General features: G+C 47.2%; 16 protein-coding genes. 5 read left to right on the top strand and 11 right to left on the bottom strand.

Annotated elements, in window-relative coordinates; genetic code table 11:
* Positions 1 to 508: 508 nt before the first annotated feature.
* Together LDL18_RS05750 and LDL18_RS05745 are read left to right on the top strand one after the other, a co-directional pair.
* On the top strand, positions 509 to 2878 hold the full coding sequence (locus LDL18_RS05750; RefSeq protein WP_296507678.1) for a TonB-dependent receptor: 2370 nt from the start codon (positions 509 to 511) through the stop codon (positions 2876 to 2878).
* Between the two features lie 21 nt (positions 2879 to 2899).
* Positions 2900 to 4015 carry a histidinol-phosphate transaminase gene (locus tag LDL18_RS05745; protein ID WP_296507676.1) on the top strand — a complete coding sequence of 372 codons (1116 nt, stop codon included), beginning with the start codon at positions 2900 to 2902 and terminating at the stop codon, positions 4013 to 4015.
* Positions 4016 to 4058: 43 nt separating this feature from the next.
* On the opposite strand, the gene cysC is transcribed toward LDL18_RS05745, so the two are convergent.
* From cysC to cysJ, 7 genes are all read right to left on the bottom strand, one after another.
* Positions 4059 to 4691 (bottom strand): adenylyl-sulfate kinase, encoded by a 633-nt coding sequence (gene cysC, locus LDL18_RS05740; protein ID WP_296507680.1) that lies wholly within the window; start codon positions 4689 to 4691, stop codon positions 4059 to 4061.
* A gap of 10 nt (positions 4692 to 4701) precedes the next feature.
* Positions 4702 to 6132: a sulfate adenylyltransferase subunit CysN gene (gene cysN, locus LDL18_RS05735; protein WP_296507673.1), complete on the bottom strand. Its 1431-nt coding sequence runs from the start codon at positions 6130 to 6132 to the stop codon at positions 4702 to 4704.
* Positions 6133 to 6142: 10 nt separating this feature from the next.
* Positions 6143 to 7051 (bottom strand): sulfate adenylyltransferase subunit CysD, encoded by a 909-nt coding sequence (gene cysD, locus LDL18_RS05730; protein ID WP_296507671.1) that lies wholly within the window; start codon positions 7049 to 7051, stop codon positions 6143 to 6145.
* Between the two features lie 10 nt (positions 7052 to 7061).
* Positions 7062 to 8477, bottom strand: coding sequence for a siroheme synthase CysG (gene cysG / locus LDL18_RS05725; RefSeq protein WP_296507670.1), 1416 nt, complete (start codon positions 8475 to 8477; stop codon positions 7062 to 7064).
* Between the two features lie 271 nt (positions 8478 to 8748).
* Positions 8749 to 9483, bottom strand: a complete 735-nt coding sequence (locus tag LDL18_RS05720; RefSeq protein ID WP_296507668.1) for a phosphoadenylyl-sulfate reductase — start codon at positions 9481 to 9483, stop codon at positions 8749 to 8751.
* A 10-nt stretch (positions 9484 to 9493) separates the two neighbouring features.
* Entirely contained in the window at positions 9494 to 11206 is a 1713-nt protein-coding gene (gene cysI / locus LDL18_RS05715) for an assimilatory sulfite reductase (NADPH) hemoprotein subunit (protein ID WP_296507666.1), read from the bottom strand.
* Positions 11206 to 13026: an NADPH-dependent assimilatory sulfite reductase flavoprotein subunit gene (gene cysJ, locus LDL18_RS05710; RefSeq protein ID WP_296507664.1), complete on the bottom strand. Its 1821-nt coding sequence runs from the start codon at positions 13024 to 13026 to the stop codon at positions 11206 to 11208. The genes cysI and cysJ overlap by 1 nt, the downstream gene beginning before the upstream one ends.
* 343 nt (positions 13027 to 13369) lie before the next feature.
* Here cysJ and LDL18_RS05705 point away from each other — a divergent pair, with 343 nt between their 5' ends.
* Positions 13370 to 14080 carry a SprT family zinc-dependent metalloprotease gene (locus LDL18_RS05705; RefSeq protein WP_296507662.1) on the top strand — a complete coding sequence of 237 codons (711 nt, stop codon included), beginning with the start codon at positions 13370 to 13372 and terminating at the stop codon, positions 14078 to 14080.
* A gap of 290 nt (positions 14081 to 14370) precedes the next feature.
* On the opposite strand, the gene LDL18_RS05700 is transcribed toward LDL18_RS05705, so the two are convergent.
* The 4 genes from LDL18_RS05700 to rph form a co-directional block, all read right to left on the bottom strand.
* The gene (locus tag LDL18_RS05700; protein WP_296507660.1) at positions 14371 to 14811 is read right to left on the bottom strand and encodes a hypothetical protein; all 441 of its coding nucleotides are present in this window, start codon (positions 14809 to 14811) and stop codon (positions 14371 to 14373) included.
* A 64-nt stretch (positions 14812 to 14875) separates the two neighbouring features.
* Entirely contained in the window at positions 14876 to 16057 is a 1182-nt protein-coding gene (gene hemW / locus LDL18_RS05695; RefSeq protein WP_296507658.1) for a radical SAM family heme chaperone HemW, read from the bottom strand.
* Positions 16058 to 16063: 6 nt separating this feature from the next.
* Positions 16064 to 16693: an RdgB/HAM1 family non-canonical purine NTP pyrophosphatase gene (gene rdgB, locus LDL18_RS05690; protein ID WP_296507656.1), complete on the bottom strand. Its 630-nt coding sequence runs from the start codon at positions 16691 to 16693 to the stop codon at positions 16064 to 16066.
* A gap of 2 nt (positions 16694 to 16695) precedes the next feature.
* Positions 16696 to 17409 carry a ribonuclease PH gene (rph, locus tag LDL18_RS05685; protein ID WP_011240002.1) on the bottom strand — a complete coding sequence of 238 codons (714 nt, stop codon included), beginning with the start codon at positions 17407 to 17409 and terminating at the stop codon, positions 16696 to 16698.
* Positions 17410 to 17660: 251 nt separating this feature from the next.
* Here rph and hrcA point away from each other — a divergent pair, with 251 nt between their 5' ends.
* Both hrcA and grpE read left to right on the top strand, forming a co-directional pair.
* A complete protein-coding gene (hrcA, locus tag LDL18_RS05680) occupies positions 17661 to 18698 on the top strand; it encodes a heat-inducible transcriptional repressor HrcA (RefSeq protein ID WP_296507652.1) in 1038 nt (345 codons plus the stop codon).
* A complete protein-coding gene (gene grpE, locus LDL18_RS05675; RefSeq protein ID WP_296507649.1) occupies positions 18695 to 19267 on the top strand; it encodes a nucleotide exchange factor GrpE in 573 nt (190 codons plus the stop codon). The genes hrcA and grpE overlap by 4 nt, the downstream gene beginning before the upstream one ends.
* The last annotated feature ends 204 nt before the right edge of the window (positions 19268 to 19471 follow it).

The following is a 19471-nucleotide window of genomic DNA, read 5'->3' as shown; positions in this document are numbered from 1 at the left end:
GGATAGAGGATAAATACCTGTCGAGTCGGATAGCAACGACTCGACAGAAGCGACTCGAAAAGGGAAAGCCATCTGTGGATTTGCCTTTCGTGAACGGCGATAAATTTTTTAGATAAAAAAATCTGAAAATCTTTGATTATTGAAATGAGTCTTTTTTAAAAATTCCTAATTATTCATTTTAATTTTTAATAAATTTATTTTTTTATTTCTAAAATAAAGATAAAATATATTTTGTTTTATTTTTAATTTATTCAATTTTTAAAATTATTTTAATTAAATTTTGAATTTTTAATTCAGGATAGTGGTATCATTATTGATAGTTCATTATGTGGTTTGCCTATTTTTTCTCAAAACAATGAAATATAATATAATATTATTTAATAATTTTTATCCAATAAATAAATACTTTATACCCGTAAATTATATTTAAATTTTATTATTAAATAAAATAATTATATTAAAAACCATCGAGGAGAAGCGAAATTATCTAAAAATAAAGAGGGGGCATATGAAAAATTTTATTAAAAAAGGAGGTTTTCTTTTTTCCTTTTCATGGTTTTTCTTGCAATATCCGCTAGAAGCTGCAACCGATACTGTTAGTAATACTTCTAGTAATGATGCGATTATCGTTACCGGCACCCGTGAAAATCATAAAAAAATAAGAGATAGTCTTTCCCCTATTGAAGTTTTGAATAATCGGGAATTGCTGGAAACAGGTCAGACCAATATTACCTCGGCTTTGGCGCAATTAGTGCCTTCGATCACACAGCCCGCGGTTGGTCAATTTGTGGCGGCGCCTACCAATTTTGTCAGTTTACGCGGGCTAAATCCTAACCAGACCTTGGTGTTGGTCAATGGCAAACGCCGTCATAATAGTTCTTTTTTGTATATTGACGGTTTTGCCGATGCGGCTACGCCAACCGATCTTGATCTGATTGCCCCTGAATTGATCGATCATATTGAAGTTTTAAAAGATGGGGCGGCTGCCCAATATGGTTCCGATGCCATTGCAGGGGTCGTTAATATCATTTTGAAATCTGACAATCATGGTGGCAGCGTCAGAAGTCAGATCGGCCAAACTTATGCCGGAGATGGATTAGTCGGACAGGTTGGTTTTAATAAAGGCTTTAAACTTGGCCATTCCGGCTTTTTTGATGTTGCCTTTGATTTTCGTCATCAAAATCATACCAGCCGAGATGGTATCGACAGCCGCACTAATCGCCATAGTTTAAAAGTCGTCGGTGACCCTATGGCCACCCGTTATGATCTGGCAATCAATGCCGGATATGATTTTGGAAATGGCATCGAATTTTATACGACCGATAGTTATTCCCATCGCAACAGTGAGGTTAATCAAGTCTATCGGACGGCTGACCGTTTTCCCGAAGCCTATCCTGATGGCTTTATGCCGATACAGAAATTGTCGGAAAATGATTTTTCGGCTTCTGTGGGCTTGCGCGGTGATAATCTTTTGGGAATCCATTGGGATGTTAATTCCACCTATGGCGGCAATTTTATTCGGAATGACCTCGATAAAACGGCTAATCTTGGCCTTTATGCGGCAACGGGATCGACCCCTTTATCCGTCCATCTGAATAATTATTCGACGACCCAACTGAATAATAGTCTTGATCTGAGCAAAGAATTGGCTTTGCCAGTAATCTATAGCCCGCTGACTGTAGCGGCTGGTTTCGCCCATCGTTATGAAACCTATAAAACTGGAGCGGGTGATCCGGCTTCCTATTTATATGGTGGAACCCAAGCCCGAACCGGTATTATACCCGCCGTTTCTGGATCTCATTCCCGTAATGTCTATAGCGGTTATCTTGATCTTTCTGCCCATTTGACAAAGCGCTGGCAGGTCGATTTAGCAGGGCGTTATGAATATTACAGCGATTTCGGTCACACGCTGAATGGTAAAGCCTCAACCCGATATGATTTTACCGATAATTTTGCGCTTCGGGCAACCTTTAGTAGTGGGACAAGAGCGCCAAGCCTTGCCAATGAATATTTTAGCACCTTGTCAGTGGGGCCTGATAGTGCCAGCGGCACTTTGGGGGCTAATTCAGCGGCGGCCAAGCTATTGGGTGCGGTGCCATTAAAACCAGAAAAAGCCACCAATATTACGGCTGGACTGGTCTATTCACCGTTGAAAAATCTTCATTTTACCCTTGATAGCTATCAGATCTCTATCCGTAACCGGATTGTCAGTGGCCCCGGTATTTCCGGCGAAGCGGCCTTGGCGGCTTTGAATCTTCAAGGGGTGACGGTGCCTTCGACGCTTGAGGCTCAAAATATATCGGCATGGTTTTTCACCAATGGTGCAAGCACCCGCACCCGTGGTTTAGATTTTACCGCCAGCTATCATAGCCGTTTTGAGAATTTCGGTGTTGTTGACTGGGATATTGCCCTGAATATCAATGCGACGACCATCCGGAAAGTCAATCAACTGGCGAATGGGATGTCAGCCTTGAATGCCCAGACGCGGGCTTATTTGACCAGTAGCACCCCGAAAAACCGGATTACCTTTGGTGGACGGTGGGAGTCTTTTTCCAAAAAATGGGATGTTAGCCTGCATGAACAGCGCTTTGGTCAGACCACCGATGAAATGACCTGGTATCAGGGCCCGAATGCTTATTCGATGACGAATTTTAATCGCATCTATAATCATCCCCGTTGGATTACCAATTTAGAAATTGGATATCGGCCTATTGAAAAATTACGGATCGCCATTGGTGCCAATAATCTTTTCAATGCCCATACCACCCGTATCCCCGCCGCCAATGGCTATTATGGTTCCGGCAAATATGACGGAGCCGCCAGCCAGATCGGGGTGAATGGCGGATTTTATTATCTCCAGACGTCTTATCAATTCTGATTTTATCAGAGCTTTATTAGGATGAAGCCTTTGTCCAGTATCAATAAACGGCAATTTCTTTCGCTTTCTGCTCTGACAGCTTTTTTACCGATAGCGACCCAAGCTTTGGGGAAAAATGCCGATAAAGAGGTCTCGAAGAATTTGGTCTATGCCAATTTGAACGAGAATCCTTTTCCGCCATCCCCTTTGGTAAAGCAGGCGATTGAGGCTGAGCTAGATCAGATTGGGCGTTATAGCGAAGCTGCGGCGGCGCAAAAATTGGTCAACCAGATTGCTAGCTTGGAAAATATTGATCCCGATCAGATTATTTTGGGTGAAGTATTGGGCAGCCTTGGTCTGTTCTTCGCCGGAATAAAGCCCGATCAGGGGAATATTGTCTATTCCGTTCCTGGTTATACGGCCTTGGTCGATGCCGGAAAACCTGCCGGTTTGAAGGGTATTGCTGTGCCTTTGAATAAGGCATTGCAGAATGACCTGCCTGCTTTGGAAAAGGCGATAACGCCTGAAACCAAGGCGGTCTATCTGGTTAATCCCCATAATCCCAGCGGAACCGTCAGTCATCATGCTGATTTTAGCGCATTTCTGGAGAGAGCCTCACAAAAAACATTGATTATTGTCGATGAAGCCTATCTTGAATATGCCCATTTTGCCCAGACAGCGGCTACTTTTACCCAAAAGGGTGCCAATGTCGCCGTTTTTCGGACTTTGGACAAAATTTATGGTTTGGCCGGTATGCCGATAGGCTATCTTTTGGCACCGAAGGCCTTGGCAGCGTCCTTGCGGGAAGCGGGATTAGGTGATCCCCATGATCTGGGTCGTTTGACAGTCGCCGCCGCGAGAGCCGCATTAGCGGATCAAAAAAGGCGGTTGTTTATTCATGATTATACGGTGAAAAATAGAGAGAGACTGACCGCTACTTTGGATAAGTTAAAGCTGACCCATACAGAGAGCGAGTCCAATTTTGTGTTTTTTAAAACGCCGATTCCGTTTTCTGAAGCTCGAGAGAAATTCTATCAATCGGGTATTGTTGTGGCACGGCCTTTCCCGCCTTTGAATGACTGGATCCGATTATCTTTGGGTAGTAATGACGATGTTAGCCGTATTATTACAGCACTTAATCAGATTTTTGGGCGTTAATACAAAAAAGCCTTCCCGTTTCATACGGGAAGGCTTTTTATATTTATAAGGTGATTTTGAGATAGGGTTCCAAGGCTTCCAATAATTGCGCGGTTAGCGCGGTTAAGGAATCTTGCCCGTTGAGATGAATTTCAGGATGTTCCGGCGCTTCATAGACGGAATCAATACCGGTGAAATTTTTCAATTCACCAGCCCTTGCCTTTTTATAAAGGCCTTTCGGATCGCGGGCTTCGCAAATGGCTAAAGGCGTATCGACAAAAATTTCGATAAAGCGATCTTGCCCCATCATATCCCGCACCATCTGGCGTTCGGCCTTGTGAGGTGAGATAAAAGCGGTCAGCACCACTAGACCCGCATCCGCCATCAATTTTGCCACTTCACCGACGCGGCGAATATTTTCTTTGCGGTCTTGATCGGAAAAACCGAGATCGCGGCACAGGCCATGCCGGATATTGTCGCCATCCAGTAAATAGCTGCTGACATTCCGGCTGTGCAGCACTTGTTCCAAGGCACCGGCAACCGTGGATTTGCCCGATCCTGAAAGGCCAGTAAACCACAAGACCAGCCCTTTATGATGGTGCAAGGCCTCGCGGCTGGCTTGCGTTACGGGATGATGATGCCAGACGATATTATCCTTATCGACGGCTGTGTTATCACGGGAGGGCTGTTCGGTCATCATGCCCCCCTTAGCGTCCAGCGAGGAGGTCGCGGGCTTCCCAATGAGGGAAGTGACGACGGATAAGGGCGTTTAATTCCAGTTCAAAAGCGCTATATTCATTGGCTGTCGTCGTCTGATCTTGGATGAGTGTTTCTACCAATCCAGCACCAACCGTAACATTGCTGAGACGGTCGATAAAGATCAGGCCGCCGGTGACCGGATTATCTTGATAGCGGTCGAGCAGAAGGGGCTCATCAAACAAAAGATCAACAAGACCGATACCGTTTAACGGCAATTCTGTTGCCGGTTGTTGGGTCAGGTTATTGATGTCGAATTGGTAATGAATTTGGGTAATGCGTGCGCGGCTTTTTTTGCCTGCAATCTTGATATCATAGCTTTGCCCGACGGTGAGCGGCTTTTCTGCCATCCAAACGACATTGCATTGTGCCGATTGTGCCGATTGCATCGTTTCGCGGCTATCAACGATCAGATCGCCACGACTGATATCAATTTCGTCTTCTAAAACGAGAGTCACGGCTTCGCTGGCAACCGCTTCTGTTAAATCGCCATCAAAGGTAACAATGCGGGCAATCGTCGATTCAACGCCAGAGGGTAAAACCTTGATACCTTCGCCAACGCGGACAATACCGGAGGCGACGGTTCCGGCATAACCCCGAAAATCGAGGTTTGGCCGATTCACATATTGCACCGGAAAACGCATTGGTTGTTGTTCGGCGGCTCTTGCGACCTCGACCGTTTCCAATATTTCCAAGAGAGACGCGCCTTGATACCAAGGCATATGCGCGCTTTCATTGACGATATTATCGCCTTCCAAAGCGGAAAGCGGCACAAAGCGGATATCAAGATCGGGAACAAGTTTACCGGCAAAATCGAGATAGTCTTTTTCGATCTGGCGGAAGGTAGCCTCGCTATATTCCACGAGATCCATTTTATTGACCGCAACCACCAGATGTTTGATGCCCAATAAGGTCGCAATGAAGCTGTGTCGGCGGGTTTGTGCCAACACGCCTTTACGGGCATCAATCAACAAAACGGCAAGGTCGCAGGTTGAAGCGCCTGTCGCCATATTGCGGGTATATTGTTCATGACCCGGAGTGTCGGCGATGATGAATTTCCGCCTTTCAGTTGAGAAATAGCGATAGGCAACGTCAATGGTGATGCCTTGTTCGCGTTCGGCCTGTAAGCCATCAACCAGCAAGGCAAGGTCGAGTTTTTCTCCCTGTGTCCCATGCCGTTTACTGTCGTTATGGAGGGACGATAACTGGTCTTCATAAATCTGGCGGGTGTCATGTAATAAGCGGCCGATAAGCGTGCTTTTGCCGTCATCGACGCTACCGCAGGTCAAAAAACGCAATAGCCCTTTATATTGTTGGGCTTTCAGATAGGCTTCAACCCCGCCTTTTTCGGCAATCTGTTTGGCAATACTATTATTCTGCATGGCTTGAATCCTAGAAATAACCTTGACGTTTTTTCAGTTCCATTGACCCTGACTGGTCGCGGTCGATAACACGGCCTTGGCGTTCGCTGGTGGTTGAAACCAGCATTTCTTCGATGATTTCGGGAAGTGTTTGGGCGTTGGATTCCACGGCTCCCGTTAATGGCCAGCATCCTAATGTCCGGAAACGCACCATCCGTTCTTCGATTTTCTCGCCTTCTTTCAGATCAATGCGGTCATCATCGACCATCATTAACATGCCGTCGCGTTCGATAACGGGGCGTTTGGCTGCGAGATAAAGCGGCACAATGTCGATATTTTCGAGATAAATATACTGCCAGATGTCGAGTTCCGTCCAATTAGAGAGCGGAAAGACACGGATGGATTCGCCCTTGTTAATCTGGCCATTATAATTGTGCCATAATTCGGGGCGTTGGTTTTTGGGGTCCCAGCGGTGGAATTTATCGCGGAAAGAGTAGATCCTTTCTTTGGCGCGGGATTTTTCTTCATCCCGTCTAGCACCGCCAAAGGCTGCGTCAAAACCGTATTTGTCCAAGGCTTGTTTGAGGCCTTCGGTCTTCATGATGTCGGTGTGTTTGGCGCTGCCATGAATGAAGGGATTGATGCCTAAGGCTTCGCCTTCGGGATTTTTATAGACCAGCAGATTAAAGTCGTATTCCTTGGCCGTCCGATCGCGGAATTCATACATTTCGCGGAATTTCCAGCCAGTATCGACATGTAAGAGCGGGAAAGGCAATGTCCCCGGAAAAAAGGCTTTTCGCGCCAGATGGAGCATGACAGAAGAGTCTTTGCCGATGGAATACAGCATAACCGGATTGCCGAATTCGGCGGCGACTTCGCGGATGATATAGATGCTTTCCGCTTCTAACTGCCGTAAATGGGTGAGCCGTTCTTCCTGCATCACTAATCCTTTAAGCCAGATTGATAAGAGAAGACTTTGTGTCTTCTTTGTCTGTTTTTGAAGAAAACCAAGAAAGATCGGACTGTAATCCGCCGACCTCGCCAATGATAAGTAAAGCCGGTGTTTCCGCCTGTTTGGCGAGGCTTTCCAACTGATCCAGCCGAGTATTCAATATTTGTTGGTTGGGAAGGGTTGCATGGGCAATAATCGCCACGGGCGTATCTGCTTTCCGGCCATGTTTGATCAGGGCTTCGCTGATTTTTCCCGCATTCATGACCCCCATATAGATAACCAGTGTTTGATGAGGGCGTGCCAAAGTTGCCCAATCAAGCCCGTTACCGTCTTTTTGGCAATGGCCGGTAATGAAAACAACATTTTGGGAATAATCACGGTGGGTCAGTGGAATACCCGCATAAGCCGCCGCCCCTGATGCCGCCGTGATACCCGGAACGACTTGGAAAGGAATACCAGCCTGTTTTGCGGCCTGTAACTCTTCCCCGCCGCGCCCGAAAATAAAAGGATCGCCGCCTTTCAAGCGGACAACTTTTTTTCCCTGCTGCGCCCATTCAATCAAGCGGCGGTTGGTTTCTTCTTGGGCGACCGAATGATGTCCGGCGCGCTTCCCAACACATATTTTTTGGGCATCGCGACGGATCATTTCCAAAACGGCCGGACTAACCAGATAATCATACAGCACGATATCGGCCTGTTGTAAGGCCTGTAAACCACGCAATGTCAGCAAGCCTGCATCACCGGGCCCTGCCCCAACAAGGATGATTTCGCCTTGTTTGGGGCTGTCTTTTTCCAATTGTTCGGTAAGCGTTTTTTCAGCAGCTTCCCAATCACCGCTAGCGACTTTATGGGCGAAAAGACCATTAAAGGCTTCCTCCCAGAAAAGACGGCGGTCTTTAGTTCTGGGTAATTTTTCTTTGATTTTTGGCCGCCATTTTCCCGCTATCTCGGCCATTTTACCCAATGATTGCGGTAATAAGGCCTCCAGCTTTTCACGGAGCATCCGCACCAGAACCGGAGCGCTACCCGCAGAGGAGATGGCTAAAGTCACCGGAGAACGATCAACAATCGACGGGAAAATAAAGGAACATTTTTGTTGGTCATCAACCACATTGACCAAGCGATGGCGCTGTTCTGCGGCTTCGTAAACCCTTTGGTTCAAAAGGCGGTCATTGGTGGCAGCGATCACGAGAAAGACGTAGTCGAGCTGTTCTGGCGAAAAATTTTTCGCCAGCCATTCTATTTCGTGATTTTTTTGTAGGTTCTGTAATTCGGGATGGATATTTTTCGCGACAATCTTGATGATCGCCCCTGCTTTTTTGAGCAAGGCCACTTTTCGTGTCGCCACTTCACCACCGCCAACGACTAAAACCGGACGTTGTCTGATATCTGCAAAAAGAGGAAGATAATCCATAACAACCTTTGGAACAGAGCCCCTAACCTATTATCCAGTTTTATCGCAGCTGACCGCTCTATGCCTGTTCATTCAACAAAGCCTGAAAGTAAATAGAGAAGGCAAGCCTTTGATTTTGAATAGGACTTAGCAGCCCCCGTTCAAGAAAGGACAGTTAGCTTTTCTTTACTGCCCTAAAGTTTAGGTAAAACGCCTTTGGCCGGCATTTAAAATATTTAAAGCCGGCTGTCCTTTTCAGATGATTTTTTAGAAGGCGGTCAGGCCAATTTACTTATCCTTCATGTAGCCCACATTCCCTTTTTAAACCGAAAAAGCGGGTTTCTTCCTCGCTCATCCCTTCTTCCCATTTGCGGGTGGTATGGGTATCACCAACAGAGAGATAGCCTTCATCCCAAAGAGGGTGATAAGGGAGGTCATGCTCTTTCAGATAATAATGGATTTTGCGGTTATCCCAGTCGAGGATCGGCAGGAATTTGAAAACCCCGCGCTGGATAGCCAAAATCGGTAAATGTGACCGGCTTTTTGACTGATCGCGCCGTAATCCGGCAAACCATGTTCCAGCCTCCAAGGTCTGTAAAGCGCGGTTCATGGGTTCGACTTTGTTGATATCGTTATAGCGTTCGATACCTTCGACACCCTGTTCCCATAATTTACCATAGCGCGCTTCTTGCCATGCCGGAGACAAAGCCGCCCGAAAGACTTGAAGATTCAAATCGAGTTTTTCTGTCAGGGCATCAATAAAGCGATAGGTTTCAGGAAAAAGATAGCCGGTATCGGTAAGGATAACCGGAATATCGGCTTTCTTTCGGGTCACCAGATGGAGCATCACCGCCGCCTGAATGCCGAAGCTGGAGGACAGCACAAACTGACCCGAAAGATTGTCAAAAGCCCATTTGAGACGATCTTCTGCGCTCATCTCTTCCAATTGCCGATTGGCTTCTGATAAAGCCGCCTCTTGTTCGGCTTTGGGCAAGGATTTTAAAGTTTCGAGATGAAACGCAGACATGAACACCTCCTTAGTCATAAAAGTCGATAGCGGGATCGGTAACGGCTTTGACGATACCGGCGCGGACAACAAAGTCACCAAAGGCTTCTTTGCCATCGCGTTCTTTTGACCAGCGGCCAATCAGGCTATCCACTTCGGATAAAATTTCGTCTTCGGTGATATTTTCGCGGAAGAGCCTTGGGATACGGGTGCCGACCCGATCGCCACCGATATAAAGATTATAGCGGCCTATGGCTCTTCCGACTAAACCGATTTCAGCGAGAAGCGAGCGGCCACAATTATTCGGACAGCCTGTTGTGCGGAAAACGATATATTCGTCCGAAATATCGTATTTCGCCATGACCGCTTCGACCTTGGTCAAGAAATTCGGCAGGAAGCGTTCCGCCTCGGCCATCGCCAAAGGGCAGGTCGGGAAAGAGACGCAGGCCATCGAATTTTTGCGCAATTCGGAAATATTTTCCATCAGACCATGATCGCGGGCGATCTTTTCGATTTGGTCTTTGTCACTTTCGGCAACGCCAGCGACAATCAGATTTTGGTTAGCCGTCAGACGGAAGTCACCCTTATGGACTTTCGCAATTTCGGCGATGCCAGTCTTTAACGGGCGATGCGGATAATCCAGTAAGCGACCATTTTCGACAAAGAGCGTCAGATGCCACTGATTATCAATGCCTTTGACCCAGCCAATACGATCGCCACGATCGGTTAGCGTGAAGGGGCGAGAGGATTCAAAGGTAATATTTGCCCGTTTTTCGACTTCGGCTTTGAAAACATCAAGGCCGACCCGTTCCAGCGTATAACGCAAGCGAGCATTTTTACGGTTGCTGCGATTACCCCAATCGCGTTGGGTCGTCACCACCGCTTCTGCAACGGCGAGGACGTTTTCTTTTGCGACATAGCCGATGTCTTTTGCGACCCCCGGATGGGTGCTTTTATCACCGATCGTGATCGACAGGCCGCCGCCAATCAGAACATTGAAACCAACCAATTGGTCATTTTCAGAAATGGCGATGAAGTTGAGATCATTGGCGTAGATATCAACATCATTCTGCGGCGGAATGACAACGGTCGTTTTAAATTTCCGTGGCAGATAAGTTTTGCCTAGGATCGGTTCCTGATCGGTTGTTGCCAGCTTTTCTTGATCGAGCCAGATTTCCGCATAAGCATGCGTTTGCGGCAGCAAATGTTCGGAAATCTTTTTTGCCCATTCATAGGCCTCGGCATGGAGGTCTGATTCCACCGGATTGGAAGTGCAAAGCACATTCCGGTTCACGTCATTGGCTGTTGCAATAGAATCTAGACCCGTTTCATGCAAAAGTTGATGCACTGTTTTCAGGTCTTTTTTCAAGATACCGTGAAATTGGAAAGTCTGGCGATTGGTGAGGCGGATGCTGCCATAGAGCGTTTTTTCGCTGGCAAAGCTGTCCATCTTTAACCACTGCTGGGGGGAGATAATGCCCCCCGGTAAGCGGCAGCGCAGCATCATCGCATAGCGCGGTTCCAGCTTTTCTTCGGCGCGTTCGGCGCGAATATCGCGGTCATCTTGCTGATACATGCCGTGAAAGCGGATCAGGGTTGAATTGTCGCCGTTAAATCCGCCGGTCAGGCCATCATTCAGATCTTCGGCAATGCTGCCGCGCAGAAAATGGCTTTCCCCTTTTAGCCTTTCGGCATCGGATAAAGGGGCATCGACCACCAGCGTCTGGGGATGTTTTTGGGTCATTAGTAGACATCTCGCTGATAACGGCGCTCTAGGCGCAGCTCGGTTAAAAATTCGTCGGCGGCTTCTTCATCCATGCCACCTTCTTCGCGGATGATATCAATCAGGGCTTTATCGACATCTTTCGCCATATGTGTCGCGTCACCGCAGACATAGAGATAAGCGCCGTCTTCCTTGATCCATTTCCAGAGTTCAGCCGCTTTCTCGCGGAGTTTATCCTGCACATAGATTTTTTTCGCCTGATCGCGTGACCATGCCAGATCAATATGGGTCAATAGACCCTGTTTGACATAAGCCTGCCATTCGATTTGATACAGGAAATCGTCGATAAAATGAGGATTGCCAAAGAAGAGCCAGTTTTTACCCTTTGCTCCGTCATTATCCCGTTGTTGCATAAAGGCACGGAAAGGCGCGACCCCCGTACCGGGCCCGATCATGATAACCGGTGCATTGGGATCATCTGGCAGCCGGAAATTATCGTTATGTTCGACAAACACCCGAAGCGTGCCATTTTCTGCGATCCGATCAGCCAAAAAGCTGGAGGCACCGCCTGCCCGTTTACGGCCATCAATTTCATAACGGACAACGCCAACCGTCAGATGCACTTCGTTTTCAGCTTCGGCCTGTGATGACGCGATCGAATATAAGCGCGGCGTTAAAGGGCGGAGAAGGCTGATAAATTGTTCTGCCGTCAGTTTGCCACCAGCCTGTCTAATCATATCGACTATAGGCGTATTCTGAGCATAATCTTGTAACGCAGCTTTATCGGAAATGATTTTTTCCAAAGCCTTGCTTTGCGTTAAGGTCGCATAGCTTTCGACAAGGCGGGTATTGTTAACCGTCAGTTCGAAAGAGTGCTGTAACGCCTGTGCCAAAGGCAGGATTGTATCATCGACCTTGATATTTTCTTCGCCTGTTAAGCCGAGAAGATCGAGACATTCGCGGATAAGTGCTGGATCATTTTCATACCAGACCCCCAAGGCATCGCCCACTTTATAGCGTAGCCCAGAATCCCCCAGATCAATTTCGATATGGCGGACATCTTTATCCGAATGACGACCGGTGATTTTCTGGTTCACCGAAAGCGTTGCTGTGAGCGGGCTTTCTTTATCGTAAGGTGTGCTGGAAACCTCATCTACCGGACTAATGGTTGTGGCGGCTATCTGGGCAGCGTTTGCTGATGGCACCCGTTTTTCGAGAAGTTCGGTGACTTCTTTCCGCCATGCTTCGGCGGCTTCTTCATAATCGACATCGGCATCAACGCGAGGCAGTAAGCGTTCGCCGCCTAATTCCTCAAAACGACGATCGAAGTCGTTACCGGCCTGAGCAAAATGTTCATAGGTGATGTCGCCCAATCCGAAAACCGCAAAGGCGATATTTGTCAGTTTCGGGGCTTTTTTCGAAAACAGGAATTTATAAAAAGCCACCGCTTCTTCTGGCGGTTCGCCTTCCCCTTGGGTTGAGGTGACCAGCAGAATGATTTTTTCACGATCAATCTGTTTGAATTTGTAATCGCCCGTATTGATCAGATTGACCTTGAGATGCGCGGCCAAAAGGTCATCGCGCAATTCTTCGGCAACCCTGCGCGCATTTCCCGTCTGGGAAGCCGACAAGATCGTGATGACGGTCGGTTCGGCTATCTGTTCCGTGGCTGGGGAATTTGGAAGCGATTGATTCGTCGCGTCAGCGCCGCTGCTTCTGCCCCAGAGATAGCCTGAAATCCACGCTATCTGTGATGTCGACAGGCCATTGGTAACTGTCTGTAATTGCGCCAGTTTTTCCGCTGGCAACGGAATAGAAGTGAGAGATGCCTCATTCGTCATTATACAAGGACTTTCAGTATCAGCGATCCGTTTTTATAACAGATAAAGAGAGATTAAAGATGAGATGGCATCATAGACTTTGAAAGTTGACCTGTCGATCCACAAAGAATGTTTATCCTCTTTTTATCGTTATAGAGGGGGTGAATGATAACAATATTTTGTTTACACTCTAAAATATATTTTTTCTTTCCTAGGCTAAGGCTGGAGCAGCTGTCTTTCTAAAAAAGCTGTGATGAGATGGAAAGGCGGTAAAGCGCGAATTATCTCCAAGATTATTCGAGAATGCGTCTTAAATACCGATAAATGGGCGTGAAATTGTTTTTTGAGCGTTAGATAAGAGTCTATGGCAACAGAAGCGGCAAGCGATATTATTCTTGCAGGGATTGTGATCCATATCCAGCGGAAAGAGATTAAAAATCTTTATATCCGACTGTCCCCTGATGATGGTTCGGTTATGGTTTCGGCACCCCGAAATATGAAAGAGGCGACGCTTCGCAATATTTTGGCTGGCCGTATGGCATGGATAGAAAAGCGTCAAAAACGGTATCAAAAAGCAATCGAGACGAAATTACAGAATGGCGATGATGAAGCCTATTGGTTGTGGGGTAAAAAATACCATTTGGAAATTGTGACGGGTGCTTTGCAGTCAAAAATTCTGCCTGTTCCGCCGTCTCGATTGCAAATGCATAGGGCGATAGCGCCGCCTGTTGAGAAGAAAGAAAAATGGTTGGCCTTGTGGTTTCGGGAGCAATTAGAGCAGGCTATCCCCGATTTAGCGGCGCGTTGGGAAAAAATTATTGGCGTGAAGGTGGCTGTTTGGCGGGTTAAGACCATGAAAACGCTTTGGGGGAGTTGTAATGTCAGGGCGCGGCGTATCTGGTTGAATAGCGAATTAGTGAAAAGGCCGCCCGAATGTCTTGAATATGTGGTGGTGCATGAGATGGTGCATTTATTGGAGGCTTCCCATAATCGCCGTTTCTATGCCTTTATGGATCGCTTTTTACCGGATTGGAAAGAAAGGCGGAGGCGGCTTAATCGCTTTCTGAATATGTGAGTTTTATTAGGGGACGGTTCTTTTGATGATGTCGAAACCGCCATCAGTTTTTGGTAGTTTTATTTCTATCGTCCTTTGATAGAAATTATTGCTGTTGATGAAATTCGACAAGAACTCTTTTATATCTTCAATGTTTTTTCGAGAATCTGACGCAATGTTTTTTGCTATTAAAATCAATTCTGATATTGAATTTTTATTGTAAAAATCCTCAGAGTTTTTGCTATTAAAAATATCGTGATATTTATTGTTATATAAATCTACTGCATTAAGAGTAATATTTATTTTATTCTCTAATGTGTTGAGTGCAAAATTTTTTTTTCATTCGAAATAAACAGAGGATTATCTTCGTTTGATATTTTAAGCCGTTCGGGAGGGATTGAGACAGCTTTTAGATCAGATAGGGCTTGGATATCGTCTGACGCATTTTTTGATATCAGCTTGCTAAAATGGCTATATAATTCGACCATTAAATTGTAATATTTATTCATTTCGTTGAGTAAGATGACTGATTGTTTACGGGCGTTCTCTTGTCCTATGCGCTGTCTTTTTTCTTCTTCGGATTTGATTCTGCGTTTTTCAGATAAAGAGCGAGAAAAATACGTTAATCCTGCCGTCACAGAGAGGCAGCATGATGACAGGAAAAGGATTAACCAAGAATTTTTATGGCTTATCTCAAATAGGCGATTGCCAAGCGAGGTCGTAAGAAAGTTAAACCAAGCCTTATCTGCCATTATATTTACCTTTAAGAGAATAGTGACAAATTTTTAAAATAATATTTTATATATAAAAAAAATATTATAAACAAATTTCTCTTATTAAGGCATCTGTTAATAAAACGCCTTGGTCGGTGATGCGTAATAAGCCGTTATTGAAGGTGAGTAATCCTTGGTCGCTGTAATATTGAATAGCGGCGAGATCGAGAAATTCGGAGATATCCAAGCCTGTGCGTTTTTGGATGTTTTCGGGATGGATGCCTTCGGTTAAGCGCAAGCCCATCAAGACCGCTTCTATCGCCTGATCCTTGGGGGATAACGGCGTTTCTTCCTGAATAGCGTGATGATATTTTTGGATGGCGGACAGCCAATTTTCCGGTTTTTTGTGGCGGATCGTGACGTTATTCAGTCTTCGGCCATGTGCGCCCGCCCCGATGCCGATATAATCGCCATAGCGCCAATAGGTCAGGTTATGGCGGCTTTCCGAATTTTTGCGGGCATGGTTGGATATTTCATAAGCGGGGAGGCCTGCCGCCTTGGTCATATCGCGGGTGAGATCGAAAAGATCGGCAGCCTTGTCGCCATCCAACGGCGTGAATTGGCCTTGCCTTACCAGACTGTGAAAGCGAGTGCCTTCTTCAATCGTTAATTGGTAAAGGGATAAATGGTCACTGCCAAAAGCCAAGGCCTGTTTTAATTCTGTCTCCCAATCTTTGAGGGATTGGTTCGGGCGGCCATAGATCAGATCAAAGCTGACCCGAGAAAAGTTTTTCTGGGCAATGTCGAGCGCGGATAAGGCCTCTTGGGCATTATGGATTCTTCCTAGAAAATGCAGGCTGGCATCATCTAAGGCCTGAATACCGAGAGATAGGCGATTAACCCCTGCCAAAGCCAAGGATTGGAAGCGGTTGGCTTCGACGGATGAGGGGTTAGCCTCAAGCGTAATTTCGATATCAGGGGTAGGTTGCCAATAGCGGCTGGCAGCATCAATCAGCGCTGCCACCGTTTCAGGGGGCATCAAAGAGGGCGTGCCACCCCCGAAAAAGATCGAACTGAGCTGGCGGCCTTGGGTGAGAGCGGCTTCATGCGCCATGTCAGACAGTAAAGCATCCCGCCACAGGGCAGCATCAATATCAGGCCGGACATGGCTGTTGAAATCGCAATAGGGACATTTTGCAAGACAGAATGGCCAATGGATATATAAAGCCAAAGGAGCATCCTGTTTTTCCTGTCTTTTATCCTTAACCAAGGCCTGTTTTGTCATGGCCGATTAACGGAGACAGGCGGCTAAAAGCTGTTTGAAGGCTTCGCTTCTATGGCTGATAGCTTTTTTAGCTTCGGCACCCATTTCAGCAAAACTTTGTTGATGACCCTCGGCGACAAACATTGGATCATAACCAAAGCCCCGATCACCCCGTGGCGGCCAGATCAGATTACCCCAGACATGGCCTTCGAAATTTTCGACATGGCCATCTGGCCAGCAAAGAGACAACGCACAAACAAAATGCGCTCGTTTGGAAGCATCTGCCCCCTTGGCCGTCAATGCGTGATGCAGCTTTTCCATGGCCTTATCAAAATCACGCGGTTCCCCTGCCCAGCGGGCGGAATAGATGCCTGGGGCTTCGTCCAGCGCTTCGACGCAAAGGCCGCTATCATCAGCCAAAGCGACCGAGCCGGTTTTTTCAGCGACGAAGCGTGCCTTGATTTCGGCATTGGCAATAAAGCTGTTACCGTCTTCGATCGGTTCAGGCAGTCCCAATTCAGCCGCTGAAACAGTTTCCAAGCCAAAAGGAGACAGTAATTCGCGGATTTCCCGCAATTTTCCCTGATTATGGCTGGCAAGCACCAGCCGTCCCGGTTCGAGACGGCGGCATTTTTTGGAAGAGGGCGTATGGGTCATATTTAGGCGACCGCTTTCTTTTGTTCTGCGAAGATTTGTTGGCAGCCCATGCGTGCCAGACGCAACAGACGCAACAGACCTTCTTCATCATAAGGCGCGCCTTCGGCGCTGGCCTGAACTTCGATCAGGCGGCTGTCGCCCATCATCACGAAATTGGCATCGGCTTCGGCGGTTGAATCTTCGGCATAGTCAAGATCAAGCACCGGCACGCCTTGCGAAATACCGCAGGAGACGGCGGCCACTTGGGAAATGATCGGGTCTTCGGTCAGTTGGCCGGATGCCAGCAATTTATTGACAGCCAAACGAAGGGCAACCCAGCCACCGGAAATCGAAGCGGTGCGGGTGCCGCCATCGGCCTGCAACACATCGCAATCGATGGTGATCTGTCTTTCGCCCAATTTTTTGAGGTCAATACCGGCGCGCAAAGAGCGACCGATCAAACGCTGGATTTCTTGCGTCCGGCCAGACTGTTTACCGCGAGCCGCTTCGCGATTGGTGCGGCTGTGGGTGGAGCGGGGTAACATGCCATATTCTGCCGTGACCCAGCCTTGGCCTTTACCGCGTAACCATGAAGGCAGGCGTTCTTCAAGGGAAGCCGTGACCAAAACGCGGGTGTCGCCAAAGCTGATCAGACAGGAGCCTTCGGCATGGCGGGTAAAGCCGGTTTCGATGGAAAGTGAGCGTAATTGATCCGGCGTTCGACCTGAAGGACGCATGGGATAACCTTTCTTTGGGAAGTAACTTTTAAATTATAACGGGGAAGTTTCTGCCATTCGGAAATTCCGGTGTCTGTCCAGAAAATACCGGCCGCAGAAAGAATAATCAAATGATAGAGCGTTCTCCTGCCACGAGGGCAGGCATCATTCAATCAAAACCGACAGATTTTCTTGTAAAAATGGCATGAAAACAGGATATTTATGCCTGTTCGAGGGGTGACGAAACGCCTTTTGATGCTTATTTATAGCCTATGTCATCCATACCGGTCATAGAATTATCATCGCGGGCGCGCGAGATTTTCCAACTGGTGGTGGAAAGTTACCTTGGAAGCGGGTTGCCGGTGGGATCAAAAACACTGGCAAGGCAGGGGGTAAATCTTTCTCCCGCCTCCATTCGTTACGTGCTTCAGGAACTGGAAACCAAAGGCCTGTTGCTAAGCCCGCATATTTCAGCGGGACGTATGCCGACAGAATTGGGCTTGCGTTTATTCGTCAATGGTATGATGCAGCTTTCGGAGCCGAGTGAGGAAGAACGTTCGGCGATTGAAGCTGATGTTATTCGCGGTCATTCGCCAAAAGAAAGACTGGTCAATGCCACGACGACTTTGTCTGGTCTTTCAGCTTGTGCCGGATTGGTTCTGGTTCCAAAACAAGAGCTGGTTTTAAAACAACTGGGTTTTGTGGTGCTGGATGATAATCGGGCGCTGGCTATTATTGTCGGTTCGGATGGATCGGTTGAAAACAGGGTAATCGAATTATCATCGAGTTTTCCGGCCTCGGCCTTGACGGAGGCGAGTAACTATATCAACGCCCATTTTTCGGGATATAGTTTTTCCGAAGCTAAAAAACGCCTGTTTAGCCAGATTGATCTTGAAAGAAGCGAGCTGGATTCAGCGGCTTCCGATCTGATTAAGCGGGGCTTGGCTGTCTGGTCGGAAGATAGCCGGAAAAGGCCTGTCCTGATTGTGAGAGGGCAATCCCATCTGCTTCAGGATGCCAGCGAAGACCTTGATCGCGCCAAACAGCTTCTTGAAGAACTGGAAGATAAAAAGGAAATTGCAGGCTTGCTGGAAAAAGTTTCCGAAAGCGATGCCGCACAAATTTTTATCGGTTCCGAAAATAAGTTGTTTTCGCTTTCCGGTTCTTCCGTTATCGCCTCTCCCTATCACGGGGAAGACGGCCATATGGTCGGGGTGGTGGCGGTGATAGGCCCGACAAGGTTGAACTATGGCCGCATCGTCCCCATGGTTGACTTCACAGCAAAAACCTTATCGAGAATAATCGCATGACCGAAGAACAGAAAAAATACGAAGACGCTGAAAATCTGGAAAACAAAATCGAAAATCCAGAAGAAGCCTCGGATGAAAAAACAGAAAATGGGGTAGAGGCTTTGCAGGCCGAAAATGGGAAGCTGAAAGAACAGCTGCTTTACATTCAAGCCGAAGCCCAGAATACGCGCCGCCGTCTTGAAAAAGAAAAATCGGAAGCAATTACCTATTCTGTGACCGGCTTTGCTCGCGACATGCTTTCGGTAGCGGATAATATGGAACGCGCTTTGACGGCTATTCCTGATGATATTAAGCAGGATGAAAAGATCAAAAATCTAGTCACCGGTATTGAAATGACCGGCAAAGAGCTTTTGAACATCTTGCAGCGTCACGGTATCAAACGGGTTGAATCCGTTGGTCAGAAACTGGATCCGAATTTGCATCAAGCGATGATCGAAATGGAAAGCGATAAGCCAGAAGGCACCGTCGTTCAAGAAATGCAGGCCGGTTATACCATTCATGACCGTTTGTTGCGTCCGGCGATGGTCGGCGTTGCCAAGGCACAATCCGGTGAGACGAAATCCGCGTGATCCAGTCTTTTCCTTGTCAATATAACCTTTGGTTGTCCATTCGGGCGGGAATTTTATGAATAATCTACGGCCATCCCGTCCCAAAGGGAAAAACAGCCGGAATGAGGCGCGTTCTTTTAAACAAGAAGGGCGCGCTTCTCTTTCGTCAGCGAAACGTCCTCCGCAAAGAAAAAATGCCGATGCGATCGGTCTTCCTGTCAGAAA

This window comes from Zymomonas sp. (assembly GCF_020216885.1).
In the GTDB taxonomy this organism is placed as follows: domain Bacteria; phylum Pseudomonadota; class Alphaproteobacteria; order Sphingomonadales; family Sphingomonadaceae; genus Zymomonas.
The sequence above is the reverse complement of the archived record's forward strand: the minus strand, read 5'-3'. Positions and strand labels throughout refer to the sequence as shown.

Excerpts from the sequence above, each read along its gene's own strand:
- LDL18_RS05750 (WP_296507678.1), top strand. The coding sequence starts at position 509 with ATGAAAAATTTTATTAAAAAAGGAGGTTTTCTTTTTTCCTTTTCATGG.
- LDL18_RS05745 (WP_296507676.1), top strand. The coding sequence starts at position 2,900 with ATGAAGCCTTTGTCCAGTATCAATAAACGGCAATTTCTTTCGCTTTCT.
- cysC (WP_296507680.1), bottom strand. The coding sequence starts at position 4,691 with ATGACCGAACAGCCCTCCCGTGATAACACAGCCGTCGATAAGGATAAT.
- cysN (WP_296507673.1), bottom strand. The coding sequence starts at position 6,132 with ATGCAGAATAATAGTATTGCCAAACAGATTGCCGAAAAAGGCGGGGTT.
- cysD (WP_296507671.1), bottom strand. The coding sequence starts at position 7,051 with ATGCAGGAAGAACGGCTCACCCATTTACGGCAGTTAGAAGCGGAAAGC.
- cysG (WP_296507670.1), bottom strand. The coding sequence starts at position 8,477 with ATGGATTATCTTCCTCTTTTTGCAGATATCAGACAACGTCCGGTTTTA.
- LDL18_RS05720 (WP_296507668.1), bottom strand. The coding sequence starts at position 9,483 with ATGTCTGCGTTTCATCTCGAAACTTTAAAATCCTTGCCCAAAGCCGAA.
- cysI (WP_296507666.1), bottom strand. The coding sequence starts at position 11,206 with ATGACCCAAAAACATCCCCAGACGCTGGTGGTCGATGCCCCTTTATCC.
- cysJ (WP_296507664.1), bottom strand. The coding sequence starts at position 13,026 with ATGACGAATGAGGCATCTCTCACTTCTATTCCGTTGCCAGCGGAAAAA.
- LDL18_RS05705 (WP_296507662.1), top strand. The coding sequence starts at position 13,370 with ATGGCAACAGAAGCGGCAAGCGATATTATTCTTGCAGGGATTGTGATC.
- LDL18_RS05700 (WP_296507660.1), bottom strand. The coding sequence starts at position 14,811 with ATGGCAGATAAGGCTTGGTTTAACTTTCTTACGACCTCGCTTGGCAAT.
- hemW (WP_296507658.1), bottom strand. The coding sequence starts at position 16,057 with ATGACAAAACAGGCCTTGGTTAAGGATAAAAGACAGGAAAAACAGGAT.
- rdgB (WP_296507656.1), bottom strand. The coding sequence starts at position 16,693 with ATGACCCATACGCCCTCTTCCAAAAAATGCCGCCGTCTCGAACCGGGA.
- rph (WP_011240002.1), bottom strand. The coding sequence starts at position 17,409 with ATGCGTCCTTCAGGTCGAACGCCGGATCAATTACGCTCACTTTCCATC.
- hrcA (WP_296507652.1), top strand. The coding sequence starts at position 17,661 with ATGTCATCCATACCGGTCATAGAATTATCATCGCGGGCGCGCGAGATT.
- grpE (WP_296507649.1), top strand. The coding sequence starts at position 18,695 with ATGACCGAAGAACAGAAAAAATACGAAGACGCTGAAAATCTGGAAAAC.